11 protein-coding genes are annotated in these 7,574 nt (G+C 68.3%); 7 read left to right on the forward strand and 4 right to left on the reverse strand.

Annotated elements, in window-relative coordinates; translation table 11 throughout:
- The 3 genes from gatA to VGE49_RS14185 all read right to left on the reverse strand — a co-directional run.
- Window positions 1–1,263: Asp-tRNA(Asn)/Glu-tRNA(Gln) amidotransferase subunit GatA (gatA, locus tag VGE49_RS00390; RefSeq protein WP_331032611.1), on the reverse strand; the 1,263-nt coding region annotated here is incomplete at its 3' end.
- A gap of 3 nt (window positions 1,264–1,266) precedes the next feature.
- The gene (gatC, locus tag VGE49_RS00395; protein WP_331032612.1) at window positions 1,267–1,554 is read right to left on the reverse strand and encodes an Asp-tRNA(Asn)/Glu-tRNA(Gln) amidotransferase subunit GatC; all 288 of its coding nucleotides are present in this window, start codon (window positions 1,552–1,554) and stop codon (window positions 1,267–1,269) included.
- Between the two features lie 15 nt (window positions 1,555–1,569).
- Entirely contained in the window at window positions 1,570–1,656 is an 87-nt protein-coding gene (locus VGE49_RS14185) for a hypothetical protein (RefSeq protein WP_404822166.1), read from the reverse strand.
- Window positions 1,657–1,673: 17 nt separating this feature from the next.
- Between VGE49_RS14185 and ruvX the strand changes: the two genes are divergently transcribed.
- From ruvX to dprA, 6 genes are read left to right on the forward strand one after another with little or no spacing between them, the layout of a single operon-like run.
- Window positions 1,674–2,138 (forward strand): Holliday junction resolvase RuvX, encoded by a 465-nt coding sequence (ruvX, locus tag VGE49_RS00400; RefSeq protein WP_331032613.1) that lies wholly within the window; start codon window positions 1,674–1,676, stop codon window positions 2,136–2,138.
- A 1-nt stretch (window position 2,139) separates the two neighbouring features.
- Window positions 2,140–3,063, forward strand: coding sequence for an AEC family transporter (locus VGE49_RS00405; RefSeq protein WP_331032614.1), 924 nt, complete (start codon window positions 2,140–2,142; stop codon window positions 3,061–3,063).
- A gap of 23 nt (window positions 3,064–3,086) precedes the next feature.
- A complete protein-coding gene (locus VGE49_RS00410; RefSeq protein WP_331032615.1) occupies window positions 3,087–4,070 on the forward strand; it encodes an aspartate carbamoyltransferase catalytic subunit in 984 nt (327 codons plus the stop codon).
- Complete coding sequence (pyrC, locus tag VGE49_RS00415) at window positions 4,067–5,365, forward strand: dihydroorotase (RefSeq protein ID WP_331032616.1); 1,299 nt, start codon at window positions 4,067–4,069, stop codon at window positions 5,363–5,365. Before VGE49_RS00410 ends, pyrC begins: the two co-directional genes overlap by 4 nt.
- Before the next feature lie 15 nt (window positions 5,366–5,380).
- Window positions 5,381–6,019 (forward strand): glycerol-3-phosphate 1-O-acyltransferase PlsY, encoded by a 639-nt coding sequence (gene plsY, locus VGE49_RS00420; protein WP_331032617.1) that lies wholly within the window; start codon window positions 5,381–5,383, stop codon window positions 6,017–6,019.
- Window positions 6,016–7,101 (forward strand): DNA-processing protein DprA, encoded by a 1,086-nt coding sequence (dprA, locus tag VGE49_RS00425; RefSeq protein WP_331032618.1) that lies wholly within the window; start codon window positions 6,016–6,018, stop codon window positions 7,099–7,101. The genes plsY and dprA overlap by 4 nt, the downstream gene beginning before the upstream one ends.
- A gap of 5 nt (window positions 7,102–7,106) precedes the next feature.
- Here the strand turns inward: dprA and VGE49_RS00430 are convergent, their stop codons facing one another.
- The gene (locus VGE49_RS00430) at window positions 7,107–7,466 is read right to left on the reverse strand and encodes a hypothetical protein (protein WP_331032619.1); all 360 of its coding nucleotides are present in this window, start codon (window positions 7,464–7,466) and stop codon (window positions 7,107–7,109) included.
- Here VGE49_RS00430 and VGE49_RS14190 point away from each other — a divergent pair.
- Window positions 7,465–7,574 (forward strand): toprim domain-containing protein (locus VGE49_RS14190; RefSeq protein ID WP_414643579.1); only part of this gene is annotated, 110 nt, incomplete at its 3' end. The two genes, VGE49_RS00430 and VGE49_RS14190, sit on opposite strands and share 2 nt — an antisense overlap.

Raw genomic sequence — 7,574 nt, forward strand, 5'->3', positions numbered from 1 at the left:
GATCTGCTTGTCGCCCAGCTTGAACGCCGCCGTCGGGGTCGACGGGGTCAGGATGGCGTCCACCTTGCCCCAGACGTTGTCGAAGTCCTCGGCGATGCGGCGACGCACCTTCAGCGCCTTGACGTAGTAGGCGTCATAGAAGCCCGCCGACAGGACATAGGTGCCGATGGTCAGGCGGCGCTGAACCTCCTTGCCGAAGCCCTCGGCGCGCGAGGCGGCGTATAGGTCGTCCAGCGACGAGAACTCCTCGGCGCGGTGGCCGAAGCGCATCCCGTCATAGCGGGCCAGGTTCGACGAGGCCTCAGCCGGGGCCACGATATAGTAGGCCGGCAGGGCGTATTTGGTATGCGGCAGGCTGATCTCAACGATCTCGCAGCCGGAAGCTCTCAGCCAGGCGACGCCCTGTTGCCACAGCGTCTTGATCTCTTCGGACATGCCGTCGATCAGGTATTCCGCCGGGACGCCGATGCGCAGCCCCTTGACCGACTGGCCGACCGACTGGGTCCAGTCAGGCGTCGGGATGTCGAGACTGGTCGAGTCCTTGGCGTCGAACGAACACATGGACTTCAGCAGGATGGCGGCGTCCGTCACCGTCTTGGTGATCGGCCCGGCCTGATCCAGCGAGGAGGCGAAGGCCACCATGCCGAAACGGCTGGCGCGGCCATAGGTGGGTTTGATGCCGACCGTGCCGGTGAAGGCGGCGGGCTGGCGGATCGAGCCGCCGGTGTCCGAGGCCGTCGCGGCCAGACACAGATCAGAAGCCACAGCCGAAGCCGAACCGCCCGACGAACCGCCCGGCGTCAGCTCGGCGTCCGAACCCTTGGCCTTCCACGGGTTCTTCACCGGACCAAAGGCCGAGGTCTCGTTGGCCGAGCCCATGGCGAACTCGTCCATGTTGAGCTTGCCCAACATGACCGCGCCTTCGCGCCACAGATTGGCGGTGACGGTGGATTCATAGGGCGGCACGAAGCCGCGCAACATGTTCGAGCCGGCGGTCGTCTGCACGCCTTCGGTGCAGAACAGGTCCTTGATGCCCAGCGGCGCGCCTTCCAGGTCGCCGCCCTCGCCCTTGGCCAGCTTGGCGTCGGAAGCGCGCGCCTGTTCCAGCGCCTTGTCCGCCGTCACCTCGACATAGGCGTTCAGCGCCGGGTTCGAGGCTTCGATATTGGTCAGGAAGGCGCGGGTCAGCTCTTCCGACGAGAAGGTCTTGGCCTTCAGGCCGTCGACGGCGTCTTTGAGTGTAAACTTGGTCAGATCGGTCATGGCTTAATCGACCACCTTGGGCACGACGAAGAAGCCGTCAGCCGACTTCGGGGCGTTCGACAGGACCGCATCCACCTTGGCGCCGTCGGTGACGACGTCTTCGCGCAGGCGCAGCGGTTGGGCGACGTTGGAGGTCATCGGCTCGACACCCTGCACATCGACCTCCTTCAGCTGCTCGATCCAGTTCAGGATGCCGTTCAGCTCCTGGGCCAGCGGCTCCAGGCGGTCCTCGGGGGTCTTGATGCGGGCGAGGTGGGCGACACGCCTCACCGTCGCGGCGTCGATAGCCATGGAAATCTCCGAAATTCATCCAGTCAGGGCGCAAGGGAGTCGCCCGGACTGACTCCTGTCGTGGGTTAACCGCCCGATGCGGCTTCGACAAGCGTTCCGCATTGCAATATGGGGAGGCCGTGCCCGTATTCGACCTCACCGACCTCCCCGCCGCCTGCCCGCCCGACACCGCCTGGCTAGGGCTGGATCTGGGCGAAAACACCATCGGCGTGGCGGTGTCCGACACCAGCCGCATGATCGCCAGCCCGCTGCAGCTGATCCGCAAGACGAAATTCACCCAGGACGCCGAGCAGCTGATCAAGCTGATGAACGGCCGCAACGTCTCGGCCCTGATCATCGGCCTGCCGCTGAACATGGACGGGACCGAGGGGCCGCGCGCCCAGTCCTGCCGGGCCTTCGCCCGCAATCTGGAGCGTATCCGCCCCGTCAACGTCGCCTTCCAGGACGAACGCCTGTCGACCACGGCGGTCGAACGCTTCCTGATCGACGAGTTGGACCTGACGCGCAAACGCCGCGCCGATGTCGTGGACCGCACCGCCGCCGCCTGGATTCTGCAGGGCGCGCTGGACCGACTGCGCGACTGACATGACGGCCATCGCCGCGGGCGTCCTGCCGGTCTTCATCCTGCTGGCCTTGGGCTATGGGCTGAAGAAGTCCGACTACCTGCCCGACGCCGCCTGGCGGCCGATCGAGAAGCTGGCTATCAACGTCCTCTATCCCGGCTTTCTGATCCCCGCGATCTGGAGCGCGGACCTGTCGGGATCAGCGGCCGGCGCGGCCGGGGCAGCCGCCGTGACGGTCTCGATCATCATCTCGACCCTGACCCTCCTGTCCCGGCCGTTGCTGAACCTCAGCGGCCCCGCCTTCACCAGCGTCTTCCAGGGCATGATCCGCTGGAACAGCTTCGTCTTCCTGCCGGTCGTCCAGGCGACCTTTGGGGCTGAAGGCGTCGGTCTGGCCGCCGTGGTCATCGCCGCCATGATCCCGGTCAGCAACATCCTCAGCGTCATCGTCCTGGCCAAGTGGGGCGCGGACCAGCGCGGCGCCTCGCCCAAGGCCCTGTTCAGGGCGATGATGTCCAACCCCATCCTGCTGGCCTGTCTGCTGGGCCTGGCGCTCAACTTCCTGGGCGCGCCGCAGCCGCCGGGCGTGGCCGAGACGCTGCGCCTGCTGGGGTCGGCCGCCTTGCCGCTAGGCCTGATCGTGGCGGGCGCAGGGCTCAGCTTTCGCGAACTGGCGCGCACGCGGGTCACGGTCAGCGCCGTGGTCGTGGTCAAGATGATCCTGACGCCCCTGGCCATGTGGCAGCTGGCGCGCCTCTACGGCGGCGACGAACAGGCGCAGGGAATCGCCCTGTTGTGCGGCGCGGCGCCCGGCGCGGCCTCAGCCTATGTGCTGGCGCGACAGATGGGCGGAGACGCGCCTTTGATGGCCGGGATCATCGCCGCGACGACGGTATTCTCGGTCTTCGGCATCCCGATGGCCTTGCTGCTATTCCATCTGGCCTGAGTCCCGCCTATAGCGGCGTCTCGATGACCCATGCCGCTCCCGTCACCGAACTCATCCAGGAACGGCTGCTGCCGTTTCCCCGTGATCACTTCCTCGCCGCTGGCGATCTGAACCCGCCCGCCGCCCTGGCGCTGCTGGATCTCGCCGACGCCTTCGTCGACTTCAATCGCCAGTCGGCCAAGGGCATAGACCTGATGCGCGGCCAGACGGTCGTGAACCTCTTCTTCGAGAACTCGACGCGCACCAGCTCCTCGTTCGAGATCGCCGCCAAGCGTCTGGGCGCCGACGTCGTCACCATGCCGGTCTCGGCCTCCTCGGTCGCCAAGGGCGAGACCCTGATCGACACGGCGGTGACGCTGAACGCGATGAAGCCGGAAATCCTGGTGGTCCGCCATTCGTCGTCTGGCGCCGTGGACCTGCTGTCTCAGAAGGTCGGCTGCGCCGTCGTCAACGCCGGCGACGGCCGTCATGAGCACCCCACCCAGGCGCTGCTGGACCTGCTGAGCCTGCGCCGCGCCTTCGGCGACGTCGGCGGGCTGACGGTCGCCATCTGCGGCGACATCGCCCACAGCCGCGTGGCCCGCTCCAACGTCGCCCTCTTGTCCATGATGGGCGCGCGCGTCCGCCTGGTCGGCCCGCCGACGCTCGTTCCGGGCGACGCCGACCGCTGGGGCTGCGAGGTCTTCCACGACATGAAGGAAGGCTTGGCCGGCTGCGACGTCGTCATGATGCTGCGCCTTCAGCTTGAGCGCATGACCGGCGCCCTGATCCCCTCGACCCGCGAGTATTTCCGTTTCTGGGGTCTGGATCGCGAGAAGCTGGCCTGGGCCGCGCCGAACGCCAGGGTCATGCACCCCGGCCCGATGAACCGGGGCGTGGAGATCGACTCCGACGTGGCCGACGACCTGAGCGTCTCCCTGATCCAGGATCAGGTCGAGATGGGCGTCGCCGCCCGCATGGCTGTCCTCGCCGCCCTCGCCCACCGCCGCGCGGGAGCCGCCGCATGACCGCCGCTCCCAATACGCTGGCCATCGTCAACGCCCGCCTGCTGGACCCCGCCAGCGACTATGACGGTCCCGGCGCGGTCCTGATCCAGGACGGCCGCATCCTCGAGGTCGTCCACGGGCAGGCGACCCAGCGCCCCGACGGCGTCACCGTCATCGACGCGCAGGGCCGCTGCCTGGCGCCCGGCCTGATCGACATCCGGGTCAAGACCGGCGAACCGGGCAACGAACCCAAGGAAACCCTCAAGTCAGCCAGCCTGTCGGCGGCGGCGGGCGGCGTCACCACCATCGTGGTCCAGCCCGACACCGACCCAGCCATCGACGATCCCGCCCTGATCGACCACATCCAGCGGCGCGGCGCGGCCCTCGATCTGGTCAACGTCCGTGCGGCGGGCGCGGCCACGCAAGGGCGCGACGGCCAGCGCATGGCCGAGATCGGCCTGATGCACGAAGCGGGCGCCCTCTATTTCACCGACGGCGACCGGGTCATCGTCAACACCCGCACCCTGCAGCGGGTGATGAGCTACGCCGCCGCCTTCAACGCCCTGATCGCCTGCCGCCCGGCCGAGCCCTGGCTGTCGGAAGGCGCGGTGGCGACCTCCGGCGAACTGGCGACCCGTCTCGGCCTGTCCGGCGCGCCCGCCATCGCCGAACGCATCCAGTTGGAACGCGACCTGGCCCTGGTCGAACAGACCGGCGCCCGCTTCCTGGTCGATCAGATCTCGACCGAAGGCGCGCTGGAAACCCTGGCCCGCGCCCGTGCTCGCGGGCTTGAGGTCTCGGCCTCGGTGTCGATCAACCACCTCTGCTTCAACGAGATCGACATCGGCGACTACCGGACCTTCTACCAGCTGGACCCGCCGCTGCGCGCCGAGAGCGACCGTCAGGCCCTGGTCGAGGCCGTGCGCGACGGCCTGATCGACGCCATCACCTCGGCCCACGCGCCCGAGCCCGCCGAAAACAAGCGCCGTCCCTTCGCCGAGGCCGCGCCCGGCGCCGTGGGTCTGGAGACCCTGCTGCCCGCCGCCCTGATGCTGCACCACGAGCACGGACTGGACCTGCTGGACGTGCTGCGCCCGCTGACGCAGGGCCCCGCCGGTCTGCTGGGGCTGGACGCGGGCGTCCTGGCGCAAGGCGCGCCGGCCGACCTCGTCCTGTTCGATGCAGGCGCTCCGGTTGTGGTCGATGCGGCCACGCTCCGCTCCAAATCGAAGAATTCGCCCTTCGACGGCCGTCGTCTGCAAGGGAAGGTCTTGCTCACCGTCGTCGGTGGACGCATCGTCCACGACGCACGCTAAACGGGAGCGAATCACTTGCAGGATCTGGCCGCACCGGCGCTTCTGACGCTCGGGCTTGTCGCGATTGGCGGATACCTGCTCGGTTCAATTCCGTTCGGGGTCGTGCTGACGCGCGCTGCGGGCGCAGGCGACGTGCGCAACATCGGTTCGGGCAATATTGGCGCGACCAATGTCCTGCGGACGGGGCGCAAGGATCTGGCCATCGCCACCCTGGTCCTCGACGCCGGCAAGGGCGCGATCGCCTTGCTGATCGCGCGCCACCTGTTCGGCAGCGAGGCGGCGGGCGCCATCGCCGGCGGAGCGGCCTTCCTGGGCCATCTCTTCCCCGTCTGGCTGGGCTTCAAGGGCGGCAAGGGGGTTGCGACCTTCTTCGGTCTGATCCTGGCCGCCTGCTGGCCGCTGGGCCTGCTGGCGGCGGCGACCTGGCTGATCGTCGCCTTCGCCCTGCGCTATTCCTCGCTGGCGGCTCTGGTGGCGGCGGCGCTGACGCCGCTCTACGCACTGCTGCCCGTGCCGATGCTGGGCTTGCCCGCCCCCGCGCCCATCCTGATCCTGGCGGTCTTCACCGCGGTGCTGATCTACATCCGCCACCATGAGAACATCGCCCGGCTGCTGAAGGGCGCCGAGCCCAAGATCGGGGCCAAGAAGGCTTGACCCCCCTGTCCGACGCCGAGCGTTTCGCCCGGCTTCGGCTGGCCCGCACCGACCGTGTCGGTCCCGTGGCCTTTTCCCAACTGCTGCAACGCTTTGGTTCCGCCGTTCGCGCGGTCGAGGCCCTGCCTGATCTGATGCGACGCAGCGGCCGCGACGGCTACGCTCTGCCCGCCAGCGAACGCCTCGAAGCCGAACTGGCGGCGGGCCAGCGATGCGGCGCGCGGCTGATCCTGCTGGGTGACGTGGACTATCCCGACATGCTGGCGGCCGTCGATCCGCCTCCGCCCCTGCTGTGGGCGCGCGGCGATGCCGGCCTGCTGTCCCGTCCCTGCATCGGCGTCGTCGGCGCGCGCATCGCCTCGGCAGGCGGCCAGCGCATCGCCCGCGGCCTGTCGCAGCAACTGGGCGAAGCCGGCTATGTCGTCGTGTCCGGCCTGGCGCGCGGCATCGACGCGGCGGCCCACCAGGGCGCCCTGCCAACCGGCACCGTGGCGGTGCTCGGCGGCGGCGTGGACGACGTCTATCCAGCTGAAAACGCCGATCTCTATCGCCAGATCGCGGAACAGGGCTGTGTCGTCTCCGAAAGCCCGGTCGGCGCCCGCGCCCAGGCCCGCGATTTCCCCCGCCGCAACCGCATCATATCCGGCTTGTCGCGCGGCGTGATTGTGGTCGAGGCCGAGATTCGCTCCGGCTCCCTGATCACTGCCCGCCTGGCCAACGAACAGGGCCGCGACGTCTTCGCCGTACCGGGCTCGCCGCTGGATCCGCGCTCGAAAGGCCCCAACGAACTGCTGCGTCAGGGCGCCATCCTGTGCGAGGGACTTGATGACGTGGAACGCGCCTTCACCACCCTGCGAACCTTGCGCGAGCCGCCCGCTGATTCGCCGTTCGACGGCACGCCGGACGACCTGGATGAGGCCTTGATCGAACAGGTCGCCGGCCTCTTGTCCCCCACTCCGACCCCACGCGACGAATTGGCCCGGGCGCTGGACCTGCCGATCGGCGTGGTCGCCGCCGCCCTGCTGGAACTCAGCGTCATCGGTCGAGCCACGCTTCTACCCGGCGGGCTCGCCTCCGTTTGAATGGATTACTTCGCGGCGCGGGACGCCATCGCCGATGCGGCCTCCAGCGCCCCGGCAAGAACTTCGTCTCCATCCCAGCGCGCCATTCGCGCCAGTTCCAGCGCCATGGCGGTGACATACTCCCGCACCGGATAGTCGTTGAGATCGGGCGCCGCCCGCGTCGTCGAAACACCTTGCTGCAGCGGTACCCGGTCGCCTTGGCTCGACATCGTCTCGCTCCTGATTGCGTTTGCGAATAATGCACAACCTTTGGTTGCCATCAAGACGCTTAAGACACCTTCGGGTGGTTGTCGTTCATGGATGCGATTGACTTCCCCTTCGACGCCAACCACGTTCGCGCCCCGATTTCCCGAACAGAGCGCCATGAATCTCGTCATCGTCGAGAGCCCCGCCAAGGCCAAGACCATCAATAAATACCTGGGCTCCGGCTACGAGGTGCTGGCTTCCTACGGCCATATCCGCGACCTGCCGTC

This window comes from Brevundimonas sp. (genome assembly GCF_036405315.1).
Lineage (GTDB): Bacteria > Pseudomonadota > Alphaproteobacteria > Caulobacterales > Caulobacteraceae > Brevundimonas.